Source organism: Simiduia agarivorans SA1 = DSM 21679, assembly GCF_000305785.2.
Taxonomy (GTDB): domain Bacteria; phylum Pseudomonadota; class Gammaproteobacteria; order Pseudomonadales; family Cellvibrionaceae; genus Simiduia; species Simiduia agarivorans.
Genome location: NC_018868.3, coordinates 1,109,311 through 1,131,876 on the forward strand (window position 1 = coordinate 1,109,311; position 22,566 = coordinate 1,131,876).

The 22,566-nt window shown below is 56.2% G+C and carries 19 protein-coding genes; 12 read left to right on the forward strand and 7 right to left on the reverse strand.

The features are described from left to right. Nucleotides 1-195: 195 nt before the first annotated feature. From M5M_RS04995 to M5M_RS05005, 3 genes are read left to right on the forward strand one after another with little or no spacing between them, the layout of a single operon-like run. Nucleotides 196-1,662, forward strand: a complete 1,467-nt coding sequence (locus M5M_RS04995) for an aminoacyl-histidine dipeptidase (protein ID WP_015046377.1) — start codon at nt 196-198, stop codon at nt 1,660-1,662. 47 nt (nt 1,663-1,709) lie between these two features. After that, nucleotides 1,710-2,063, forward strand: coding sequence for a glycine zipper family protein (locus tag M5M_RS05000; RefSeq protein WP_015046378.1), 354 nt, complete (start codon nt 1,710-1,712; stop codon nt 2,061-2,063). 19 nt (nt 2,064-2,082) lie between these two features. Next, entirely contained in the window at nt 2,083-3,207 is a 1,125-nt protein-coding gene (locus M5M_RS05005; protein WP_015046379.1) for a M14 family metallopeptidase, read from the forward strand. Between the two features lie 84 nt (nt 3,208-3,291). Here the strand turns inward: M5M_RS05005 and M5M_RS05010 are convergent, their stop codons facing one another. From M5M_RS05010 to grxD, 5 genes are all read right to left on the reverse strand, one after another. Next, nucleotides 3,292-4,032, reverse strand: coding sequence for a PepSY domain-containing protein (locus M5M_RS05010; RefSeq protein WP_081640108.1), 741 nt, complete (start codon nt 4,030-4,032; stop codon nt 3,292-3,294). After that, on the reverse strand, nt 3,969-4,544 hold the full coding sequence (locus M5M_RS05015) for an FMN-binding protein (RefSeq protein ID WP_015046381.1): 576 nt from the start codon (nt 4,542-4,544) through the stop codon (nt 3,969-3,971). The genes M5M_RS05010 and M5M_RS05015 overlap by 64 nt, the downstream gene beginning before the upstream one ends. Nucleotides 4,545-4,595: 51 nt before the next feature. After that, nucleotides 4,596-5,828: a porin gene (locus M5M_RS05020; protein WP_015046382.1), complete on the reverse strand. Its 1,233-nt coding sequence runs from the start codon at nt 5,826-5,828 to the stop codon at nt 4,596-4,598. 141 nt (nt 5,829-5,969) lie between these two features. Next, the gene (locus M5M_RS05025; protein ID WP_015046383.1) at nt 5,970-7,772 is read right to left on the reverse strand and encodes an SLC13 family permease; all 1,803 of its coding nucleotides are present in this window, start codon (nt 7,770-7,772) and stop codon (nt 5,970-5,972) included. A gap of 163 nt (nt 7,773-7,935) precedes the next feature. Next, on the reverse strand, nt 7,936-8,259 hold the full coding sequence (gene grxD / locus M5M_RS05030) for a Grx4 family monothiol glutaredoxin (protein ID WP_015046384.1): 324 nt from the start codon (nt 8,257-8,259) through the stop codon (nt 7,936-7,938). A 195-nt stretch (nt 8,260-8,454) separates the two neighbouring features. On the opposite strand from grxD, the gene M5M_RS05035 reads away from it, so the two are divergent. The 3 genes from M5M_RS05035 (at nt 8,455) to argF (ending at nt 12,003) form a co-directional block, all read left to right on the forward strand. Next, on the forward strand, nt 8,455-9,738 hold the full coding sequence (locus tag M5M_RS05035) for a flavohemoglobin expression-modulating QEGLA motif protein (protein WP_015046385.1): 1,284 nt from the start codon (nt 8,455-8,457) through the stop codon (nt 9,736-9,738). 127 nt (nt 9,739-9,865) lie between these two features. Next, on the forward strand, nt 9,866-11,041 hold the full coding sequence (locus tag M5M_RS05040; protein WP_015046386.1) for an acetylornithine transaminase: 1,176 nt from the start codon (nt 9,866-9,868) through the stop codon (nt 11,039-11,041). Between the two features lie 38 nt (nt 11,042-11,079). Beyond that, nucleotides 11,080-12,003: an ornithine carbamoyltransferase gene (gene argF, locus M5M_RS05045; protein WP_015046387.1), complete on the forward strand. Its 924-nt coding sequence runs from the start codon at nt 11,080-11,082 to the stop codon at nt 12,001-12,003. An 18-nt stretch (nt 12,004-12,021) separates the two neighbouring features. Here argF and M5M_RS05050 read toward each other — a convergent pair whose 3' ends face one another. Further along, nucleotides 12,022-13,251: a glycosyltransferase gene (locus M5M_RS05050; protein WP_015046388.1), complete on the reverse strand. Its 1,230-nt coding sequence runs from the start codon at nt 13,249-13,251 to the stop codon at nt 12,022-12,024. Between the two features lie 90 nt (nt 13,252-13,341). Between M5M_RS05050 and M5M_RS05055 the strand changes: the two genes are divergently transcribed. The 5 genes from M5M_RS05055 (at nt 13,342) to M5M_RS05075 (ending at nt 18,688) form a co-directional block, all read left to right on the forward strand. After that, entirely contained in the window at nt 13,342-13,824 is a 483-nt protein-coding gene (locus M5M_RS05055; RefSeq protein ID WP_015046389.1) for an asparaginase domain-containing protein, read from the forward strand. 108 nt (nt 13,825-13,932) lie between these two features. Then, a complete protein-coding gene (locus M5M_RS05060) occupies nt 13,933-14,859 on the forward strand; it encodes a kinase-like protein (RefSeq protein ID WP_015046390.1) in 927 nt (308 codons plus the stop codon). Beyond that, nucleotides 14,825-15,697, forward strand: coding sequence for an HAD-IIB family hydrolase (locus M5M_RS05065; RefSeq protein ID WP_015046391.1), 873 nt, complete (start codon nt 14,825-14,827; stop codon nt 15,695-15,697). The genes M5M_RS05060 and M5M_RS05065 overlap by 35 nt, the downstream gene beginning before the upstream one ends. Before the next feature lie 2 nt (nt 15,698-15,699). Next, nucleotides 15,700-16,920 carry a glycosyltransferase family protein gene (locus M5M_RS05070; protein ID WP_015046392.1) on the forward strand — a complete coding sequence of 407 codons (1,221 nt, stop codon included), beginning with the start codon at nt 15,700-15,702 and terminating at the stop codon, nt 16,918-16,920. 19 nt (nt 16,921-16,939) lie between these two features. Then, complete coding sequence (locus M5M_RS05075; RefSeq protein ID WP_015046393.1) at nt 16,940-18,688, forward strand: sugar phosphorylase; 1,749 nt, start codon at nt 16,940-16,942, stop codon at nt 18,686-18,688. 16 nt (nt 18,689-18,704) lie between these two features. Here M5M_RS05075 and M5M_RS05080 read toward each other — a convergent pair whose 3' ends face one another. Next, nucleotides 18,705-19,076 carry a diacylglycerol kinase gene (locus tag M5M_RS05080; RefSeq protein ID WP_015046394.1) on the reverse strand — a complete coding sequence of 124 codons (372 nt, stop codon included), beginning with the start codon at nt 19,074-19,076 and terminating at the stop codon, nt 18,705-18,707. Nucleotides 19,077-19,646: 570 nt separating this feature from the next. On the opposite strand from M5M_RS05080, the gene M5M_RS05085 reads away from it, so the two are divergent. Beyond that, nucleotides 19,647-22,538 (forward strand): ribonucleoside-diphosphate reductase subunit alpha, encoded by a 2,892-nt coding sequence (locus M5M_RS05085; protein ID WP_016389227.1) that lies wholly within the window; start codon nt 19,647-19,649, stop codon nt 22,536-22,538. Nucleotides 22,539-22,566: the final 28 nt, after the last annotated feature.

Genomic DNA, 22,566 nt, shown 5'->3' on the forward strand with positions numbered 1-22,566 from the left:
AGATGACAATGTGAGCGATTTGCACACTTAACAGACAGCGCGCCCCAAACCTGCGCCGACACGACTTTATGCCCCTTTGCACCAGTTTAGTCAAATATCCCGGATGACTATCAAAAGCTTTCAGGTATCACTGGAGGGGTAGCGGGGCCCGTTCGTCAGAGTAGCCACTATCGCGACCTTCCCTCAGGAGAATTCATGGCCTCGCCTCTGGCTACACTGGACCCTCAACCACTCTGGCGCCACTTTCAAATGCTGTGCGACACGCCAAGACCGTCCAAACACGAAGCCGCTGTGGTGGCAAAGATTGAAGCTTTCGCAGCGGCACATCAGTTAACGTGCGAACGCGACACGGTGGGGAATGTGCTGATTCGCAAGCCCGCCACCGCAGGCATGGAAGACCGCGTTGGCGTGGTCATGCAAAGCCACCTCGACATGGTGCCTCAGAAAAATAATGATAAGCAGCACGACTTCCTGACCGATCCCATCACGCCCGTGCGCGATGGCGACTGGATACGCGCCGACCACACCACGCTGGGTGCAGACAACGGCATTGGCGCCGCAGCCATGCTGGCCGTGCTGGAGAGCCGGGATATTGCCCACGGCCCACTGGAGGCCCTGTTCACCATCGATGAAGAAGCCGGCATGACCGGCGCCAAAGGCCTTGCGGCCAACTGGATCGAGGGCGAGCTCCTGTTCAACCTGGACACAGAAGATGAAGGCGAGCTCTACGTAGGCTGTGCCGGCGGCGTCAACGTCAACGCTGTTTTCCCGCCCGAATGGCAACCCACCGGCCCGAACATGGCTGGGTACACACTGTCGGTTAAAGGCCTGTTGGGTGGTCACTCCGGCCTGGATATTCACCTCGGGCGCGGCAACGCCAACCAGATGGCAGCCCTGTTTGTTGCGCGCCTTCAGGCAGCGTTTCCGGTTCAGCTGCACGCGTTTAACGGTGGCAGTCTGCGCAACGCCATTCCACGTGAAGCCACCATCGGCCTGGCGCTAAATGCAGAGCAAAAAGCCGCCGTGCTGGCGCTGTTTACGGCTTTTAAAAACGACATGGAAGCGCGTTACCGCCAGACCGAACCGCATTTGTGTATCGAATTGGAGGAATGTGGGCTACCTGCGCAAATCCTGAGCTTGCAGCAGTCGCGCCAACTGATCGCCAGTATCGTGTCCTGTCCCAGCTACCCTACGCGCATGAGCGATGCCCTGCCGGGCGTCACGGAAACCTCAAACAACCTGGCGACCGTCACGTTGGCGCAGGATGCAGTGCGGATCAAGTGTCTGGTGCGCAGCCTGTTGGACAGCGCTCGCGACGATCTCGGGCTGGCGCTGTGCAACCATTTTGCACTGGCCGGCGCCAGCACCCACACCGATGGCGAGTATCCGGGCTGGACTCCGGACCCTGAATCGGCGTTGCTGCAGACCATGCGGACCGTGTACCAGCAACACTACCAACAGGAACCGGCTATTAAGGTCATTCATGCGGGCCTGGAGTGTGGCATCTTGGGGGCCATCTACCCGAATTGGGACATGATTTCCTTTGGCCCGACCATTCGCTGCGCCCATTCCCCGGACGAAAAAGTCCATATTGGCTCGGTCCAGGCGTTCTGGCAGTGTTTGATTAAGGGTCTGTCCGCGGTACCCTGTGTCAACCGCTAGCCGGTAGCGACGTTGGCTATGCTATAGCCAACGTAAAAGGTATCCGCATGAAACACTTACTGGTTTTTATCTTCGCACTGACACTAACCGCTTGTGCCCGCAACAAGCCGATTGTTGACACCAAGGGCATCGACCCGGTGGCCTATGAGCAGGATCTGGCCGAGTGCCAGCAGTATGCCGCCCAGGTTGATACCGGCGGCAAGGCAGCCGGCGGCGCAGTGGCAGGCGCGGTGGTCGGTGGCGCAATGGGCGCGGTTATCAATGGCAGCAAAGGTGCCCGTACAGGCGCGGGGGTTGGCGCCATCGGCAGCACCGCCAAAGGCGCGGCACGCGGTGCTCGCGAACAACAACAGGTCGTCAAAAACTGTTTGCGCGGGCGCGGATACAAAGTACTTAACTGAACTCACAGCAGGATCCAACATGTTTATATCCAGCCAGTTTGATGGCGGCAACATTGATGTATTGACATGCGAGCGGCCATACAACATTCAAGTGGCCATCCGCAAAGACAATCAATCCGACTTTTATCAATGGTTCTATTTCCGCCTCACCGGCGCGGAGGGCGAGGCCTGTAAGATCCACATCACCAATGCGGGCAAAGCCGCCTACCCGGACGGATTCAAATCCTATCAGGCCGTGGCCTCCTACGACCGCACCCATTGGTTCCGGGTAGACACCCAGTTCGATGGCGAACAACTGGTAATAGAACATACCCCCGCTACCAACAGTATTTACTTTGCCTATTTTGCCCCCTACTCCATGGAACGGCACGCTGATCTCATTGCCTGGGCCAGCGCCGACACCCGGGTAGAGTACGAGCGATTGGGCAGCACGCTGGATGGCCGCGATATGGATCTGTTGATCGTGGGCGAGCCTGCAGCCGGCAAAAAAGCCTGCTGGATCATTGGCCGGCAGCATCCCGGCGAGACCATGGCTGAATGGTGTATCGAAGGTTTCCTGGACCGGTTGCTGGACGAAGACGATCCGGCGGCCCGCGAGCTACTTGAGCGCGCCGTGGTGTACGTGGTGCCGAATATGAATCCTGATGGCAGTGCGCGCGGTCACCTGCGCACTAACGCGGTGGGCAGCAACCTGAACCGTGAATGGCAGACACCGAGCCTCGAAAAAAGCCCGGAAGTCTTGTGCGTACTGGAAAAAATGCACCAGGCCGGCGTGGATTTCTGCCTGGACGTGCACGGCGACGAAGCCCTGCCCTTCAACTTCATTGCCGGTGCCGAAGGTATTCCGGGTTGGAACGATGAGAAACAGCGCCAGCTGGATTTTTACAAACAGACGCTGATGACGCTGAACCCGGACTTCCAGATCGAACAGGGCTACGAAGTGGACAAACCCGGATCCGCAAACCTGACCATCTGCACCAACTTCATCGCCCACACCTTCGGGTGCCTGGCCATGACGCTGGAAATGCCCTTTAAAGATACGGCCGACAGCCCCCAATCGCACGAAGGCTGGTCACCGGCACGCAGCCGGCATCTGGGCGCCAGCAATTTGCAAACCCTGCTGAGCTACCTCAAAGCGTTCTGATCAGCCAGCGCTCTTCGCACGGCGCCTGCCCGCAAGGGGCTGGCGTCGTTCACAAAGTCTGAATAGCCGGCAGCATACCAAGGCTTAACGGCGCTTGCGGCCCGCAAGCCAGATGCCCAAGCCACTCAGGCACAAAATAATCGTCAGAATTGCCACCGCATCCATCAACCAAGGGCCCAGGCCAAACACCCGCCCGGCATGCAAATCCAGCATCAGGCGCTCCCAGTTGACTTCGCGGCTCAGCCAACGATCGGTAATGTGTTGCAACACCAGATCCGGAGCCTCCCCGATTGGCAACCGACTGAAATCCGGTTCATCGAGTAAGGTCCAACGAAGGTTGTCCAGATCAAGCGAATAGTAATAAGTGCCTGACTTAAGGCACAGGTCATCGGCACAAAAACCCAGCGCGGTCATCGGTTGCGGAATGCCATAGCTGGCACCGAGGCGCTCGAGTACCTGACCGGAGCGGGCCAACACCAGAATATCCAGATCACACAAAACCGCCCACACATCCTCTTGCAGTGGCGCGACAGAAAATGCACCGGGATAGCAGGCACTGACGCGCTCGCCATCCAGATAGAGGTAATCCCCCGACTGGCTCAGCCATTGCCCCGAAGGCACTTGGATATGGGTGGCGGGCACCTTGTCTACACCGTAAGCGCGCAACAATACCGGGCTACCCAGAGGTGCCTCTGCCAGGTCAAGATCGTCGGTATGATTGAGAAAAATGCCAGTGACCGAGAGCCACAACAATAAAAGAATTAGCGTGAGGCCGATGCGTTTGTGCCAACGCCACAGGATGGGTCGCCAGAATTTCCGTAGCATGCAGGCCCTTCTTCCACGAGTTGCCGATGAAAATAAAGCGCAAGTCTAGCGATTTTTTGCAGCGCACGCACGGACAAGGTAGCACCGGTGATGCCGTCAATCGGATTGGTGAGTTTTTGTTCGGCATCGAGCATCGCGCCATCAAACTGCCGGGTAAAGCTGTCGTAGCGCACTTCGCCACCACGGACCTCCCGGTATTCGAGCACTTTCAGGCTTTGCACCTGATGATTGTCCACCACCACACCCACGGTGATGGGCAACTCCTTGCCAATTTCTTCCAGAATCCAGGCCGTGCGATCGCCCGCACGATAATAACGCGTTCGCAGTCCGGGGTTGCGGCCGAGGATATCGGCCGCACCGGCTTTTTGCTCACCCGACAACCAAAGGGTTTTGGTATCGGGCTTGGCCGTGAAACTGTCGGATACAAATTCATCTACCGTCATGAATACCCCGCGCTGCGCCATTGCAGCACTGGACACCATCATCAGTAATATCACGAGTCCGTATTTCACGCTGATTCCTGCAGTTCGACAGTGCCGCCTGCTGGCAGGCGGCATCACTGATCAGAAAGAGTAGCCTACACCCAGGTTGAAGCCTTCGCGGCGATCTTTACCGGTGGGCACTTCCTCACTCACGATGTCGGCCTTGAGCACGGCGTTAGGCGCGATCCAGTAGTTCACACCCAGCGACCACTCACCGTATTCGGTGTCTGCGCTGCTGCCCGCCTGGTTGTCCCACATGCTGTAACGGGCAAAGGTACCCCAGTTTTCGTTGATGCGGAAAGAAGGCTCGATATACCAGCCATACTGTTCATCGGCACCGGCAGCCACGTCGTTGATCTGGCTGTTCAGGTCCCACTGAGCGTACAGCGCGCGCAGGCCAAAGCCGTTGGCTGATTGGTAAACGGCATGGGCTTCAAACAACAAAGCATCCAGTTTGCCCTGTCCCAGACGGTCTTCGCCCTGCATCATGTCGTCCTGATAGTTCAGGGTAGCCGCCAGTTCGAGACCGGGCACGCCGGTGTACTTGATACGGCCGGTGTAGGCAAAGGTATCGGCTGGTGCGGAAGCAACTTTCTGACGACCGTCGCGGATCTTGTATTTGCCATCGGCCAGGTACAGACCGGAGTGGCCGGCGGCGTTATAGGTCAGACCTTCAGCCAGCTCACCTTTGAAGTTCAGGCCACCTTCCCACCAGGTGGTCGGGATGATGTTTTTCTCAACATTGTTGCGCTCTACACCGTAGAAAGTGTCGGGCTCATGGGTCTCATTCAGAATACCCACGGGAATCAGGAATACACCGGATTGCAGGCTGTGGTTCTGGGCGAAATCCCACTCGATATAGGCCTGTTCCAGCTCCACTTCACCGGGCTTGCCGTCACCTGCCAGCGCGTGTTCCAGCTCAAATTCAGAGTAAAAACGCACTTTGTCATTGAACTGGTGACCGAAGAACAATACAAAACGGTGGAAATCGATTTCGTTTTTGTCGGAAGCGCCATCTATGCCATTCAAACGGTTCAGGTGCAGCTCACCATAACCACCAATAGAAGTTTTGGACGCAGCACCGGCGGCAGCTGACTGCTCAACGGCTTCGGCTGTCGCTTCAATTTTTGCACCCAGATCCTGTTCAGCCACGGCCACCTTTTTGTCGGTTTTTTCCAGCTTGGCTTTAAGCGCTTCAATTTGCGCCTGCTGCTGCTTGATCAACTCGTACAGCTCTTCACTGCTGGGTGTGGCTGCGTGTGAGGCCAGTGTAACGCTGCCAATGGCCAGCGCCAGAACGGCTTTTTTCAACATGGCTAAGTCCCTTGATGTATTGGGTGATTAAAGTGGCGCGGATGTTAATGCTTTTGAGAATAGTTATCAACACCAAATGCAAACAATACCCTTTTATATGATCTGGATCAGTCACACGGGGCTAAAAAGACGGGAAGGCGTTCAGAACGCCCAGATTTGCGGGATAACCAACGTACCCACGAGCCACATAATGATGTTAAGTGGCAGGCCAATCCGTAAGAAGTCGGTGAAACGATAACCACCCGCGGAATAGACAAATGTATTGGTCTGGTAACCGATAGGTGTGGCAAAGCTGGCCGATGCGCCAAACATGACCGCCACCACAAAGGGCCGCGGATCGACACCCATTTGCTGGGCAACACCGATGGCCACCGGGACCACCAATACCGCCACGGCGTTGTTGGACAGAATTTCAGTCAGAATCGACGTGAGCAGGTAAATCAGGCTCAGCATCAACCAGGGCCCGAGATACGGCCCCCATACCAGAATGGTATCGACAATGACCTGCACCAGCCCCACCTTGGTCATGGCAATGCTGAACGCCAACATGCCAAGAATGATCATCAGAATGCGCCATTCCACCGACTTGTAGGCATCGTCCACATCCAGGCAACCGGTGACAATTACGGTCACCGCGGCGATAACGGCAAGGCCTTCGATGGGCATCACATTAAAGGCAGCCAATACCATCACCGACAATATGGACAGAATTGCCAACGGCGCCTTATCCCGGCGGTAGGCCCGCTCCTGCACCGTGTTGAGCGAAATCATGTCGCCATTATCGGAAAATTTCTGGATCTGGCCCGCACTGCCCTCCACCAACATCACATCGCCAAACTGCAGTTGCAGATCATCCAGGTTGGATTGGATGTTTTCATCCTGCCGGTGCACCGCCAGGACGTGAATGCCGTATCGCGCTGTCAGGTTCAGGTCGCGCATTGGGCGGTCGCAATAACGTGAATTGCGACCGACAATTGCCTCCACCAGAATCACGTCGCGGGTGGCAATGGTTTCAAATTTTTCTTCACCGTTGGCGGTAAATTCCAACAGGCCATTTTCCCTTAGTTCAACGACATCCTGCATGTTGGTGTGCAGTATCAGTCGGTCGCCGGCCTGGAGTATGGTGCTGCGGGACGGCTCAGTGAGCTCTTCATCACCGCGGAAAATCCGCAACACCTGATTGCCGCTGTTGCCGTTAAGGTCTGCCTCGGCAATGGTCTTACCAATCATTGGCGAATGGTGAGGCACCATCAGATCGGTCATGAAGGTGCGGTCGCCTGACAAATTCAACTGATTAGTCAGGGTCTCCCGGTCCGGTAGCAGTCGATTGGCAAAGACACCAATAAACACCACGCCCACGCCTGCCATCACCAGACCCAGCAGAGTGATTTCAAACATACTGAACGGGGTCATCCCGTATTCGCGCGCGACGCCGTCGGCCAGAATATTGGTACTGGTTCCCAACATGGTCATGGTGCCACCCAGAATCGTGGCGTAAGACAGTGGAATCAGCAGTTTGGAGGGTTTGATATTGCGGCTGGTGGCGAGGGCAATGGCCACCGGGGTAAAAATTGCCACCACCGGGGTATTGTTGATAAACGCCGACATCACCAATGCCGATAACATCAGCATAATCAAGGCTTGCGAAGGACTGCGACCCGACACCGCTTTGATGCGGCTGGCCAGCCATTCCACGCAACCGGTGCGCTCCAACGCGGCCGACAAAATAAACATGCAGGCAATAGTGACCGGGGCACTGTTGCTCAATACGCCGAGTACTTCTTTGCTATTCAGCAAACCCGCCGCCAACAACACGGCAACGGCAATCCCCACGACCACGTCGGGGCTGAATTTTTCACGCACGAATGCATAAAGCATCCATGCCAGCAACGCCGCCACGAGCAGAAGCGCAAGAGTAGGCGAATTTTCGAGCAAGCCGCTCATAGGGACAAATGCACCAGTGCCATTCTATGGAGTGGGGCAAAATAGAGGATGGTGGTTATAAAGTCTAAGATTATTTGCTGCGGTTTATATAACCAAAAAGGTTAGTGAACACCAAAAACACAAAACCCGGCAAAGGCCGGGTTTTGGTACGAGCGGGAAATACTTACTGGGCCGCTTCGTCAAGCAAAGGCTTCAGTTCGCCCTTCTCGTGCATCTCGGTAATGATGTCACAGCCACCGATCAATTCACCCTTGACCCACAATTGCGGGAAGGTCGGCCAGTTGGCGTACTTGGGCAGCTCGGCCCGGATATCGGGGTTAGACAGGATATCCACATACGCAAACCGCTGACCACAGGCCATAATCGCCTGCGAGGCGCGCATCGAGAAACCACACTGAGGCGCGTTGGGCGAGCCCTTCATGTAAAGAATCACAGCGTTCTCTTCAATCTGCTTTTTAATGGTCTCGATAGTCTGATTTGTGTCCATTGGGCACCCCTGTAACAATTGAACTGCAACGAGCGGCCGTAATTCCTACCTGTCCGCTCAGGTATTGGCGCGCATTCTACAGGAACAAGGGAAGAAGTTGCACCGCTTTCTTTAAGTGGCAAAGCTACTATAAAGTAGCGCCCCTGAGCAGCTATTGTTTCATTTATTGCGCACGCATTTGCCACGGAGCCCCCTATGGCCGCCACACCCGAATACCTCGCCACGGTAAAGGAATTGTCCGACCGCATTGTCGAGGCGCAAAAGCCGATCCGCATTCTGGATGCCGTCAAATGGCGACTGGAAACCAAGCAGGCCTTCTTCAAAAACAAATGCAAAAAAGCGCCCGTCATCGGTGACGGCTACTACGAGGGAAATCCACTGGGATTTGACCCGCACGCCAAACGCAAAGAGTTCCATGACATTGAGCGCGACATCAATCGCCAGCTGGGGCAATTGAGTCCGGTAACCGGCATGATGCGCCGCGCCTGCCGGGAGTATCAGATGGTGGTGCGCATGCTGGAGGCACGTGGCCGCGACGAATTTGGCGATTTGTCCCAGGAACTCTACGGTTCCGCATCCGACGTATTCCATGTGGGAGACCCCACCGTTGCGGAATTGGGCACCAGCATGGAAGAAACGCTGGTCAGCCTGTTGCAGCATGATTCGATGACCGAAGACGATAAAACCATCGACGCCGATGCCGCGGTCGCCGAGCTGAATGCCCGCATGGGCCGCGTGTTCCCCAATGATGGCATCCGGGTGATGATCTCCGACGGCATTACCGCCGATGCAGCCGCCGGCACCGATTACATCAAGATCCGCAAGGGCGCCATGCTCAACAACAATGACATCGATGTGCTGGAAGCGCACGAGGGCTGGGTACATCTCGGCACAACGCTCAACGGTATGGCACAGCCCTACTGCACCTTTTTAGGCAAAGGCCAGCCCTCCTCTACCGTTACTCAGGAAGGTCTGGCGGTTTTGACCGAAATTATCACGCTGCGCTCCACCCCTTCGCGTCTGTATAAATTGATCAACCGGGTACGGGCAGTGACGTTGGCCGAGGATGGCGCCAATTTCATGGACGTGTTTCATTACCTGCGCGACAAGTCCCTGTCCGAAGAGGACAGTTACACCATTGCCAGCCGGGTCTTTCGCGGCAGCACGCCCGACGGCAAGCCCTTCACCAAGGACATTTCCTACATGAAAGGCTTTGTTCAGACCTTTAACTTTATGCGACTGGCGGTGGCCCAAGGCAAACTCGACAAGCTGCCGCTGTTGTTTGTGGGCAAAATCCAGTTGGAAGACATCAAAACCATCGACCAGCTGCTGGCCGAGGGCATTGTGTTGCCGCCTAAATTTGTCCCGCCCCACTTTGCCGACCTCAAAGGCCTGGCCAGCTGGCTCAGTTTCAGCCGCTTTATCGCCGCCCTGAACTTCCAGCAGGTGGAGTCGGACTACGCGTCCCTGTTATCGTAAGGCGATACGGACAAAAAATGTTCTTTCATCTATTGCCAAGCTGAAGCTACAACAATAGAATTATCTGCACTTTGAAACCATCAAAACCGCAGATTCTGCGGTTTTTTATTTCCAGAGAGGAAAATCCATGACCACACCGGCCCTGATGAACAACTATGGCGAACGCAAACTCACCATTGTGCGCGGCCGTGGCAGCCGCGTGTGGGACAGCAATGGCAAGGAATACATCGACGCAATCTCTGGCATCGCTGTATGCGGCCTGGGCCACTGTCACCCGGCGGTCACCGAGGCAATCAGCCAGCAGGCCGATACGCTGGTGCATATCTCCAATCTGTACAACATCCTGCCGCAGGAGCAGTTAGCAGAAAAGCTGGTTGCGCTGTCCGGCATGGACAAGGTGTTTTTCGCCAATTCCGGCACCGAAGCCAATGAGGCCGCCATCAAGCTCGCGCGCAAATGGGGCAACGCACAGGGTAAAACCTGCCCCACCATCGTGGTAATGGAGCACAGCTTCCACGGCCGCACCATGGGTGCACTGTCTGCGACCGGCAACAGCAAAGTCCAGGCAGGGTTTGCGCCGCTGGTGGACGGCTTTATCAGAGTGGCATACGACGATGCCGCAGCGGTTGAAGCATTGGCAAACAATGATCAGATAGTAGCGGTGCTGGTTGAACCGGTACAAGGTGAAGGCGGCGTGCACGTGCCCGCCCCCGACTACCTGAATAAATTACGCGCAATTTGCGATGCCAATGGCTGGCTGCTGATGCTCGATGAGATCCAGTCCGGCAACGGCCGTACCGGCAAGTTTTTTGCGTACCAGCACAACGGCATACTGCCCGATGTGGTCACCACTGCCAAAGGTCTCGGCAACGGTTTTCCCATCGGGGCCACACTGGCACGCGGTGCGGCTGCAGAGGTGTTTCAACCCGGCAATCACGGCACCACCTTTGGCGGCAATCCGCTCGCCTGTGCCGCGGCCTTAGCGGTGGTGAATACGCTGGAATCCGAAGGTTGCCTTACCCTCGCCGCCAATCGCGGCGCTGAAATGCTGGCCCAATTCCGCACCGCCTTTGCCGGCTTGGACACCGTCAAAGACATTCGCGGTGCAGGCCTGATGATCGGCATTGAGCTGTCGGCCCCTTGCGGGGAATTGGTTGAGCGCGGTCGCGACGCCGGATTACTGATCAACGTGACCGCCGGCAATACCGTCCGTCTGTTGCCAACACTCAATATTAACGACGAAGATTTTCAGGCCCTGTGCAAGGGCGTGATCGAACTCGTCAAGCATTTTAAACCGGCCTGAACCGGAATCCATTAAGAAGAGTCACAGAAACCAAGACCATGAGTAACCGTCATTTTTTATCACTGGACGACGTCAGCCGGGAAGAGCTGAGTTCAATAATCGATCGGGCTATCGAGCTAAAAGCCCTGCGCCGTCAGGGCCTCGAGGAGCGCCCTTTTGTGGGCAAAGTACTGGGCATGATTTTCGAAAAATCCTCCACCCGCACCCGCGTTTCATTTGAAGCCGGCATGGCCCAGCTGGGCGGCAGTGCGATCTTCCTGTCGCCCCGGGACACGCAACTCGGTCGCGGCGAACCGATTGAAGATACCGCGCGGGTACTGGCCCGCATGGTGGATATTGTCATGGTGCGCACGTTTTCCCACGAGGGTCTTGAACGCTTTGCGCAGTACTCAAGCGTACCGGTAATCAATGCGCTGACCGACAAGTTGCACCCGTGCCAGCTGCTCGCCGACCTGCAAACCTTCAAAGAACACCGGGGCGATATCACCGGCAAGACCGTGGCCTGGGTGGGCGACGGCAACAACATGTGCCAGAGCTATATGAATGCGGCCCAACAATGCGGCTTCACCCTGCATATCGCCTGCCCGAAAGGCTATGAGCCAGAGCAGCATCTGCTGGATGCGGCCGGTGATAGCGTCCGGCTCTTCCACGACCCACGCGTCGCCGTTGAAGGCTGTGACCTGGTCACCACTGACGTGTGGGCGTCAATGGGGCAGGAAGAAGAACAAAAACAACGGATGCGCGACTTCGAAGGGTTTAAAGTTGACCACGCGCTCATGGCGCTGGCCAACCCGGATGCGATTTTCCTGCATTGCTTACCTGCCCATCGGGAAGAGGAAGTCTCTGCAGCGCTGCTGGAAGACGAAAACATCAGCAAAGTATGGGATCAGGCGGAAAACCGCATGCATGCCCAGAAAGCCTTGATGGAATTTTTATTGACCGGTGGAAGGCAAGACGTTTAACACTCCGGATCCCGGCTGCTAAGGCTGGGATTTGGCCTCAATCCAGCGCGACATAAACTCCGTACTACGGTGCTTTTGCTCATGCAGGATTGCCCCCACAATGTTCCGTTGCCGGTGTTGTGTCAGCTGGGCGCGTAGCGTGTCGATGCACGCCGACAGCTCAGCCTGCCGCAATCCGCAATCGAACAATTGGTTAAATCGTTGCAGTGCTGCACGCTGAGCAGCATTCCAGGCTGAGCGTTGAGTGTACAATCCGACGATCACCTGAGCCCACTGCTCACGACGATCAACTAAGCCACCCGGCCATTCGCCTTGCCCCATGCCTTCTGCGCCAATAGCGGTGGTAACACTCGGTGTTCCGGTCGCCCAGGCATCGGCCAACTTGCCCTTTATGCCCGCGCCAAAACGCAATGGCGCCACACACAGCCGGTATTGCCCCAGGGTTTCCCGGGCCTGCCTGGCCCAGCCCTTAATAAGAAACCCGAGCGCGTCTGAATGCAGCTGAAGGGCTTTTTTAGGCTGATAGGCACCGTAAACATGCATCTCTGCATCCGGTAGAGCGCGCCGGATCGCCGGCCAGATTTCTCGCAGATAGCGCACCGCATCCCAATTCGGAGCATGCCGGTAATTGCCGATAAACACCATGTGGGCGCGATCATCAAACCCCTTCAGAGTCTCACCGGACACCGGCGTTTCCATGAACGGGCAATGATGCAACAAGGATTCAGGCACGCCCATTCGTTGTACCAGCAGTGCGATCTCCGCATCGGAAATCATCAGGCTCAGATCGCAACGATAAATGGCCGCCAATTCCCGCCGCGCCAGTTCCGTAAACAGATCCTCGTCGGCCAGATCCAACACCGGCCGGCCCGCTTTAATGGCTTGTTCACGCCCCGCACGCAGACAATGCAGGTCTTCCGTATCCAGCACCCGCAGGGTACCCGGACTGGCATCGGCCAGGCGCCAGCCAAATTGCTCTTCGGTGACAAAGCGATCAAATATCGCCACGGCCGGCTGCAGTGCAGACACCAGGCGATCAAAGCTCGAACAGTTGAGTGCCAACGGAACCGATTCCACACCCAATGCATCCAGGTCTTCAGCGGTATCACCGCGTTCCGCCGCCGAGCCGAACAACACCCGGTAGCCCGCCGACTGAGCCCAATGAATCAGCTGAATGATGCGGCTGCCTGCCGCCGAAGACGTGGGTTCTGGCCACACATAGCCAATAATCAGTAAGGTTTGTTGCATGCCACTCGTCACACCGGCAAAACCCCTATTCTACCCCATTGGCTATGCTTCTAGAGTTTCTGCCAATGGCCACATTCACGAGGTTCGATAATGAGCGTTACCATCATCACCACCGGCGGCACCATCGATAAAATCTACTACGATGCGAAGAATGACTACCACATCGGTCAACCGCAGGCACCCAAAATTCTCGAGCGCGCGGGTGTTACGCTGGACACGCCGCTGATTCCCCTGTTCCGCAAAGACAGCCTCGACATCACCGATGAAGACCGCGCCCTGATCCGGTCGACAGTGGAACAGCAGCCGGGCCACAACATTGTGATTACCCACGGCACCGATACCATGACCAAAACCGGTGTGTTCCTGCAGGGCATCAAAGGCAAAACGATCGTATTGATGGGTGCAATGTACCCGGCCGAATTCCGCGACTCCGATGCGGTGTTCAACCTGGGTGCCGCCATCATGGCCGCACAAACCCTGCCCGAAGGCGTCTACATCGCCATGAACGGGCGCGTGTTCAATCCCGCCAAGTGCGTGAAAAACGTGGCCGAAAACCGGTTTGAAGAGGCGTGATAAGAAACGTCACTGGTGTTGAGTAAAGGCAAAACCGGCATCGATATTGCGTAGAGATTGCATAGCTATTGCGTAAGGAATTGTCTGGACTCAGGCCAAGGACCCACCATGCCGCTCACACCCTCCGCCCTCAGCGCGTTTGTCGCACAACACCAGCTACCGGATACCTACCTGGCCTTTGCCAACGCCCACTTCAGCCCGCTGCTGACATGGGCTCAGGCAGCGAAAAGCCCGCAAATACTGGGTATTAACGGCAGTCAGGGTTCGGGCAAATCCACCTTGGCGGCCTGGCTGGTGGCAGCGCTGACCGATCAGGGCATTCCGGCGCTGGCGCTGAGTATGGATGACTTTTACCTGGGCAAAGCCGCACGCACCCTGTTAGCCAACAGGGTACATCCGTTGCTCGGCACCCGCGGTGTGCCCGGCACCCACGATGTGGCGCGCGCCATTGAAGTGCTGGACGCACTAAAAGAGTGCAAAACACCGATCATCCCCCGCTTCGACAAGGCCATCGATGACTGCGTACCCGCATCGCACCTGGAGCCACTGCATCATCCCGTAAAAATTATCGTGCTCGAGGGTTGGTGTCTGGGCGCACAGCCGCAAGCAGAAGCAGCATTGATGCATCCCATCAATGCATTGGAGCGGGACGAAGACCAACAGGGACAATGGCGCAGTTGGGTAAACCGGCAGCTGGCTCAGACCTACCAGGCGTGGTTTCAACGGGTGGATCGCTGGGTGATGTTGCGCGCCCCGTCGTTCGAATGTGTCGCGCAATGGCGTTGGCAGCAGGAACAAAAGCTGTGGCAAAAACATAAGTTGGCAGGCATGTTGCAACAGACTGATCATCGCGGGGGTTCCACCACCTCAGGTCTGATGACGCGCGAGCAAGTGCAACGCTTTGTTCAATACTATGAACGACTCACCACGCACATGCTGCACGAAATGCCCGACCGGGTGGAGCACCTGTATCAATTAGATGACAGGCGCAACATTATTCATGAACACCACCGGTCTCACGGAGCACTCCGCTAAATCCCACAAGCATTGGTTGGTATTCACCGATCTTGATGGCACGTTGTTAGACCACTTCAATTACAGTTTCGCCAAAGCCGTACCCATGTTGGCAGCTCTCCGTCAGCATGACATCCCCCTGATCATCGCCACCAGTAAAACGTTTGCCGAAGTACAACCACTGCGCAGTCAACTACGCAATGGTTATCCATTCATTGTGGAAAACGGTGCCGGCATATATTTGCCTTTGTCGTTTTTACCCGAAGAACAATTGCACCAGTTTTCCGGCGTCGCACTGCATCAGGGATACTGGCGCCTGGCGCTGAGCCAACCGAGGGCCTACTGGCAAACCTTGTTAACGCAGGCGGCCAAAGACTTCCATGGCTTGTTCGCGAGCTTTACGCAGTTGGGCACAGAAGGCATCGCGCGCGCCACCGGTCTGAGTCATCAGGATGCCAGGCTTGCCAATGAACGGGAATTTTCTGAACCGGTTTTGTGGCTCGGCGACGATAACCGGAAATCCCAGTTCATTGTGCATATGACGGCATTGGGCGCCAATGTGTTGGAAGGCGGTCGTTTCCTGCACATCACAGGCAATTCAAATAAAGGCCGCGCCATGCAATGGGTTGCCGACGCTTTTGCCTTGCGAGACGGACACCGCTTTACAACGCTGGCCGCGGGCGACGGTAAAAACGACGTACCCATGCTGGAGCTCGCCGACGCTGCGCTGGTAATGCGCTCACCGGTCAATCCGACACTTTGTCTGAATCGCTCTCACGGCTATATCGAAAGCCCCTGCGCAGGCCCACTGGGCTGGGCCAAAGGAATCAATCATTTTCTACAACTCGGAGTAAGCTGACCATGGCAGATTTCTACCAGAACGGCATCATTACCACCTTGCACAACCTCACCCGCCGGCCTGTAGCGGAAATGGAAAAAGAATTGTGCGAATTCTCCGAAAAGCGGCCACTGGGACTGATCCTGCCCTCCCTGTATTCCGAATTGGAAGGCGAAGCGCTACCTAACATTGTTGATCAACTTACCGAAGTGCCCTACCTGAATGAGATAGTGATCGGGCTGGATCGCGCCAATGAGGCGCAGTACCGCCACGCCATCGGGTTTTTCAGTAAATTGCCTCAGCATCATCGCATCCTCTGGAACGACGGTCCGGCCCTGCGCGCGCTGGATGCGGAATTACTGAAGATGGGCATTGCGCCAACCATGCCGGGCAAAGGCCGCAACGTCTGGTACTGCATCGGCTACATGCTGGCATCCAATCGCAGCGAATCCATCGCCCTGCACGACTGCGATATTGTGACCTACGAGCGCGAACTCTTGGCCCGATTGATTTATCCGGTCGCTAACCCGCAATTCAACTATATGTTCTGTAAAGGCTATTATTCGCGTATCGCCGAAGGAAAACTCAATGGTCGTGTGTCTCGGTTATTGGTCACCCCCTTGTTACGCAGCCTGAAGAAGATTTTCGGTGAACTCGATTACCTGCAGTACATGGATACTTTCCGCTACTCGCTCGCGGGCGAATTCTCATTTCGCAAAGATGTGCTCAATGATATCCGCATCCCCAGCGACTGGGGCCTGGAAATTGGCGTCCTGTCTGAAATGTACCGGAACAACTCCACCAATCGTCTGTGCCAGGTGGATATCGCAGACATATACGATCACAAACACCAGGACCTGTCGGCCAATAATGACAAGGGCGGCCTGTCCAAAATGTCCATCGATATCAGCAAGGCCTTGTTCCGTAAGCTCGCCACCCAAGGCAAAACATTTAATACGGAAACTTTCCGGTCTATCAAAGCCACGTATTTCCGCATCGCACTGGATCTGATCGAAACCTATCACAATGACGCCATCATGAATGGCCTTAAACTCGACGTGCACAGCGAGGAAAAGGCGGTCGAAATGTTTGCCCAAAACATTATGAAGGCCGGCGAATCCTTTTTGGAAAACCCGATGGAAGCGCCATTTATCCCCAGCTGGAACCGGGTCATTTCAGCCATGCCCGATGTACTGGAGCGCTTGCGCAATGCCGTTGAAAGCGACAATGCACGATTCGCCTGATGTAACAAGGAGCTCGCGAATGAATGCGATAAACCTGCAACTACGGCAAAAATTGTCGGACCATTTGCACATCATCTACCAACAGGTACAACCTGAGCTTGCAATTGTTGATTGCGTGGATGAACTGCTGGATATTATGCAAATTGCGGCCGACGCCCCCTCGCCCGATGCCTACGCCAATCATTGGAGCGAGCGGGACGCGTTGATGATCACCTACGGCGACAGCTTGCTGGCGCCACAGGAAAAACCGCTGGAGACGCTGAAGAACTTTATCGATGAGCAGCTGGCCGGTGTCATCAACAGCATCCATATTCTGCCTTTTTTCCCCTACAGCTCAGACGACGGTTTTTCCGTTATCGACTATTCCACCGTCAACGAATCACTGGGCGATTGGCAGCACATTCGCGCCCTGGGTGAGCAGTACCGCCTGATGGCAGACCTGGTCATTAACCATTGCTCGGCGCGCAGTTACTGGTTTGAAAACTTCATCAAACAACAATCGCCGGGGAAAGACTATTTTTTTACCGCCAGCCCACAAGCCGATTTATCCGCCGTGGTCAGACCCCGCACCAACCCGCTGCTGCAGGCGGTAGAGACTCAGGCCGGCACCCGCCATGTGTGGTGCACCTTTTCTTTTGATCAGGTGGACCTGGACTTCCGCAACCCGGAAGTACTCAAGCAATTTGTCCGCATTGTGCGTTTGTATCTGGATCAGGGCGTGCGGATTTTCCGGCTCGATGCCATTGCATTTCTGTGGAAAGTGCCCGGTACCAGTTCGATCAACTTACCGGAAACCCACGAGGTAGTGCGCCTGTTGCGTACTTTGATTGAACACGCTGAACCCGGTGCCGTGATCATCACCGAAACCAACATTCCCAACCAGGAAAATCTGAGCTATTTTGGCAACAACAACGAAGCCCACTGGATCTACAACTTCTCGTTGCCACCTCTGCTGGTGCAGGCATTACTGACCGGCAACGGCACGCATCTGAAGCGCTGGATGATGACCATGCCGCCGGCGCGCAACGGCACCACCTATTTCAATTTCATTGCCAGTCACGACGGCATCGGCCTGCGTCCCACCGAGGGCCTGCTGAACGATGATGAGCTCAATGCGCTGACCCATGCGCTCGAACAATTTGGTGGCCGCATTTCCTGGCGCACCAGCGCCGACGGCAGCCCACGCCCCTACGAGGCCAATATTGCCTTGTACGATGCACTCAAAGGCACCATTGCCGGCCCTGACAATTTTAATTTTGAGCGGTTTATTTGCGCCCACGCCATCATGCTGGGCCTGGAAGGTGTGCCGGCGTTTTATATTCACAGCCTGCTGGCCACCGGCAATGACTACCAGCGCATGGAGCATTCGGGCCACAACCGGGCCATCAACCGGCACCAGTGGCAGAAGGCGCAACTGGACAGCCAATTGGCAGACCCCAACAGCCAGCACGCGAGGGTTTTCAACGCTCTCAAGCGACTGATCGGCATCAGGGCTGAACAGCCGGCCTTTCATCCCAACGCCACCCAGTTCACGCTGCACCTGGGCGACAGTATCTTTGCCTTCTGGCGCCAATCCATGGACCGGCAACAGAATATCTTTTGCCTATCCAATCTGGCGCACACTGCGCAGGATGTGCCCTTGTCAGCCATTAACCTGGTGTGTACCGACAATTGGCGGGAATTGATCAGTGGGGAGACCCTCGACCCGCAGGCCGAACTACTGCACCTGGCCCCTTACCAGACAGTGTGGATCAGCAATGGCTGTTAGCCAGTGGTCAAGCAGCCTACCAGACATAGCGCTCTCCCAGGATTAACACCCAGGCTGTGAGCGCGACCAGTATGGTCAGCAGCACCGCTGCAGAACCGACATCTTTTGCCTTGCCCGACAATTCATGGTGCTCGGCGCCTATGCGGTCCACCACAGCTTCAATGCCGCTGTTTATCAGCTCCACGACCAGGATCAACACCGACAACGCGATCAACACTGCCGACTCCACCGCGCTGATATCCAGCCACAATGCAAGGGGTATGAGTACCAACACCAATGGGACTTCTTCGCGGAAAGCCGCCTCTGTACGCCAGGTGGATTTAAGCCCCTGCCAGGAATAGCGGGTGGCATTGATCAGACGGGTGAGGCCCTGTTTATTTCCTTTCATGGTTGCACGTCGTTCCGTTAGGGATGGGTTTCACTGCCTGTCATGCGAGCGGCTCCGATAGAACAAAAAAGTATAACTATACCGACAGACCGGTTCAGCCCCAAGGCACAGCCATGAGCCTGAGTCGCCAGATTAGTAACTACTGACATGGTGAATTAGACACAAGTTATCCACAAACTACCCACAAAGCGGTAGGCTTGCATTGGCCCCGAAACCGCATTATCTTGTAGCGCAATTCAGCCAAACCCCAATATATAGGGATTCCACCGCATCAGATTGACCAGTCGTTAATCGGAATGATCGCGTGTTAGGCAATCCGGGGTGGTACCCGCCGGGCAAGGAAGTCTGACGCACAGGCGGGGCCAACGTAAACAGGGACAGCGTAAGGGACGCAGCAATGGCAAAACGTGACAGGTTGACCCGCACCACTCGCCCGCGCCGCACCCGATTATCTGCTTATCTGCACTTTCTTTACCCCCGCCGGTAACTGGCAGGGGCGGTTTTTGCTTTGCCAAAAACCAACCGGGTTTAACGACACAACAAAAATGACGCCTCATCCGCGGAGACGATATGCACACCGAGACTGAAACCAGCAGCAAACAGCCGACAGTCAACCCCAAAACCGACAGCCAGACTACCGTCAGCGCCACAGCCCCGGGTAAAATCCGGGTAATCAAGCGCAACGGTACCGTGGTGCCCTTCGACGCTTCAAAAATTGAAGTGGCGGTGACCAAAGCCTTTCTCGCCGTAGAAGGTGGCACCGCGGCGGCGTCTTCACGCATCCGCGAAACGGTCAAGAACCTGACTCAAATGGTAGCCGCGGTGTTTACCCGTCGCATGGCCTCCGGCGGCACCATCCACATCGAAGAAATCCAGGATCAGGTGGAACTGGCGCTGATGCGCACCGGCGAGCATAAAGTCGCGCGCGACTACGTGCTCTACCGTGAAGAACACGCGCGCGCGCGCGCAGCCAAAAAATCGGCAGAGCCGGTGGTGGCAGACCCCAAATACCCCACCATCAACGTCACACTGGCGGACGGCAGCAAAGCCCCGCTGGACATGTTACGTCTGCGCACCATCGTCAGCGAAGCCTGTGCCGGCCTGAAAGACGTGAGCGACCAGGCCATTCTGGACGAAGCCATGCGCAATCTGTACGACGGCGTGTCGCTGGAAGACGTAAACACCTCACTGGTGATCACCGCCCGTACCCTGGTAGAAAAAGAACCCAACTACACCTACGCCACCGCGCGTTTGCTGTGCGACAAGTTACGTGCCGAAGCGCTCACCTTCCTGGGTGTGGCCACTTCCGCCACCCAGCATGACATGGAGCACTTGTACGCCGCCGCCCTGCCCGCCTACATCAAAAAAGGCGTAGAGCTGGAGCTGCTGGACCCGGTACTGCTGGAGTTCGATCTTGATACATTGGGCAAGGCACTGATTGCCGAGCGCGATCTTCAGTTTACTTACCTCGGTTTGCAGACTCTGTACGACCGCTACTTCATTCACAGCAACAATGTGCGCTTTGAACTGCCGCAGGTGTTTTTCATGCGCGTGGCCATGGGCCTGGCGGTGGAAGAAGACAATCGCAATGAGCGCGCCATCGAGTTCTACCGGTTGCTGAGCTCTTTCGACTACATGAGCTCTACGCCCACGCTGTTCAATGCCGGCACTTTGCGCCCGCAACTGTCCTCCTGCTACCTGACCACGGTACCGGACGATCTGCACGGCATTTACGGTGCAATCCAGGACAACGCCATGCTGAGCAAATTTGCCGGCGGCCTGGGCAACGATTGGACTCCCGTGCGTTCCCTCGGCGCCTACATCAAAGGCACCAACGGCAAGTCACAGGGCGTTGTGCCTTTCCTGAAAGTGGCCAACGATACCGCCGTTGCCGTGAATCAGGGCGGCAAGCGCAAGGGCGCGGTGTGTGCGTACCTCGAAACCTGGCACATGGACATCGAAGAGTTTCTGGACCTGCGCAAAAATACCGGTGACGACCGTCGCCGCACCCACGACATGAACACCGCCAACTGGGTACCGGACCTGTTCATGAAGCGCGTGTTTGAAGACAAGCCCTGGACATTGTTCTCACCCAACGACGTGCCCGACCTGCACGATTTATTCGGCAAGGCGTTTGAAGAGCGCTACGAGCACTACGAAAAACTCGCCGCCGAAGGCAAGATGCGTTTGTTCAAAACCGTCAAAGCCGCTGACCTCTGGCGCAAGATGCTGGGCATGCTGTTTGAAACCGGACACCCCTGGATCACCTTTAAAGATGCCTGCAACCTGCGCAGCCCGCAGCAACACGCCGGTGTGGTGCACTCCTCTAACCTGTGTACCGAAATTACCCTGAACACCAAAGCCGGCGAAGAAATTGCCGTGTGTAACCTGGGCTCGGTTAACCTGAAACAACACATTGTGGACGGCAAGCTGGATCAGGCCAAACTGCGCGCCACCGTTCGCACCGCCGTGCGCATGCTCGACAATGTAATCGACATTAACTACTACAGCGTGGACACCGCCAAGCAGTCCAACGCCCGTCACCGCCCCGTGGGCCTGGGTCTGATGGGCTTCCAGGATGCGCTGTACGAGCAACGCATTCCCTACGGTTCCGACGCCGCCGTGGAATTTGCCGACACCTCCATGGAAGCGATCAGCTACTACGCCATCGAAGCCTCCAGCGAGCTGGCCGTTGAACGCGGCCGCTACTCAACGTTTGAGGGCTCACTGTGGGATCAGGGCATTCTGCCCATCGATTCCATCGCGCTGCTGATGAAAAACCGTGGCGAGAAATTTATCGAACAAGACCAGAGCCAGCGTCTGGACTGGGCCAGCCTTCGCGCCAAGGTGCAAAAAGACGGCATGCGCAACTCCAACGTGATGGCGATTGCGCCCACCGCCACTATCGCCAACATTACCGGAGTGTCTCAGTCTATCGAGCCCACCTATCAGAACCTGTATGTGAAATCGAATCTGTCGGGTGAATTCACTGTGGTTAACCCCTACCTGGTACACGATCTGAAAGATCGCGGCCTGTGGGACAGCGTGATGGTGAATGACCTGAAATACTACGAAGGTTCTGTGCAACAAATCGACCGCATCCCGGACGATCTGAAACAGCTTTACTCCAATGCTTTTGAAGTAGAACCACGCTGGATCGTAGACGCCGCCAGCCGTCGTCAGAAGTGGATTGATCAGGCCCAGAGTCTGAACCTTTACATCGCCGGCGCTTCCGGTAAAAAACTGGATCTCACCTACCGCATGGCTTGGTTCCGTGGTCTGAAAACCACCTACTACCTGCGCGCCCTGGCTGCCACATCTACCGAGAAGTCCACGGTGACCACCGGTACCTTGAACAAGGTTTCCTCCGGCGCACCCGCTGCACCGGTCCAAGCCGCCGGCCCGGCCGAAGTGCCCAAGGCCTGCTCACTGGACGATCCCGATTGTGAAGCTTGCCAATAAGAGCAGGTTTTAGGGTGTACAAGCCGCG

Bases quoted from the DNA above. Each gene is read 5' to 3' on its own strand.
- grxD (WP_015046384.1), bottom strand. From the start codon at position 8,259: ATGGACACAAATCAGACTATCGAGACCATTAAAAAGCAGATTGAAGAG.
- M5M_RS05080 (WP_015046394.1), bottom strand. From the start codon at position 19,076: ATGAAAGGAAATAAACAGGGCCTCACCCGTCTGATCAATGCCACCCGC.
- M5M_RS05070 (WP_015046392.1), top strand. From the start codon at position 15,700: ATGGCAGATTTCTACCAGAACGGCATCATTACCACCTTGCACAACCTC.
- M5M_RS05020 (WP_015046382.1), bottom strand. From the start codon at position 5,828: ATGTTGAAAAAAGCCGTTCTGGCGCTGGCCATTGGCAGCGTTACACTG.
- M5M_RS05010 (WP_081640108.1), bottom strand. From the start codon at position 4,032: ATGCTACGGAAATTCTGGCGACCCATCCTGTGGCGTTGGCACAAACGC.
- M5M_RS05085 (WP_016389227.1), top strand. From the start codon at position 19,647: ATGCACACCGAGACTGAAACCAGCAGCAAACAGCCGACAGTCAACCCC.
- M5M_RS05050 (WP_015046388.1), bottom strand. From the start codon at position 13,251: ATGCAACAAACCTTACTGATTATTGGCTATGTGTGGCCAGAACCCACG.
- M5M_RS05000 (WP_015046378.1), top strand. From the start codon at position 1,710: ATGAAACACTTACTGGTTTTTATCTTCGCACTGACACTAACCGCTTGT.
- M5M_RS05025 (WP_015046383.1), bottom strand. From the start codon at position 7,772: ATGAGCGGCTTGCTCGAAAATTCGCCTACTCTTGCGCTTCTGCTCGTG.
- M5M_RS05035 (WP_015046385.1), top strand. From the start codon at position 8,455: ATGGCCGCCACACCCGAATACCTCGCCACGGTAAAGGAATTGTCCGAC.
- M5M_RS05075 (WP_015046393.1), top strand. From the start codon at position 16,940: ATGAATGCGATAAACCTGCAACTACGGCAAAAATTGTCGGACCATTTG.
- M5M_RS05065 (WP_015046391.1), top strand. From the start codon at position 14,825: ATGAACACCACCGGTCTCACGGAGCACTCCGCTAAATCCCACAAGCAT.
- M5M_RS05055 (WP_015046389.1), top strand. From the start codon at position 13,342: ATGAGCGTTACCATCATCACCACCGGCGGCACCATCGATAAAATCTAC.
- argF (WP_015046387.1), top strand. From the start codon at position 11,080: ATGAGTAACCGTCATTTTTTATCACTGGACGACGTCAGCCGGGAAGAG.
- M5M_RS05040 (WP_015046386.1), top strand. From the start codon at position 9,866: ATGACCACACCGGCCCTGATGAACAACTATGGCGAACGCAAACTCACC.
- M5M_RS05005 (WP_015046379.1), top strand. From the start codon at position 2,083: ATGTTTATATCCAGCCAGTTTGATGGCGGCAACATTGATGTATTGACA.
- M5M_RS04995 (WP_015046377.1), top strand. From the start codon at position 196: ATGGCCTCGCCTCTGGCTACACTGGACCCTCAACCACTCTGGCGCCAC.
- M5M_RS05060 (WP_015046390.1), top strand. From the start codon at position 13,933: ATGCCGCTCACACCCTCCGCCCTCAGCGCGTTTGTCGCACAACACCAG.